Source organism: Monashia sp. HAY1-2A, from assembly GCF_056755315.1.
Genome location: NZ_JBNDHY010000602.1, coordinates 1 through 250 on the forward strand (window position 1 = coordinate 1; position 250 = coordinate 250).

Annotated in this window: 1 protein-coding gene; it reads left to right on the forward strand. The window is 61.6% G+C overall.

Translation table 11 applies throughout. The features are described 5' to 3' along the window. Window positions 1-30: 30 nt before the first annotated feature. Window positions 31-250: hypothetical protein (locus tag ACPYOM_RS23205; RefSeq protein WP_481347776.1), on the forward strand; the 220-nt coding region annotated here is incomplete at its 3' end.

Genomic DNA, 250 nt, shown 5'->3' on the forward strand with positions numbered 1-250 from the left:
GCCGAAGGCATTGATGTCGATGATACGACCATGACCTTGAAGAATGCCAGCTTTAAGCCGAATGGCGGCGAGGCCTTCACGATCGGCGATATCGCGCTCACCGGCGTCGAAGAGGACGAGGACGGCGGCTATTACGTCGAGGAAGCCAAGTTCCCGGACATCAACGCGGCCCAAGACGGCGCGACGATCACCGCATCCGAACTGACGATCGGCGGCATCTCCATCCCGGCCGATGCGAACGGCCAAGGGC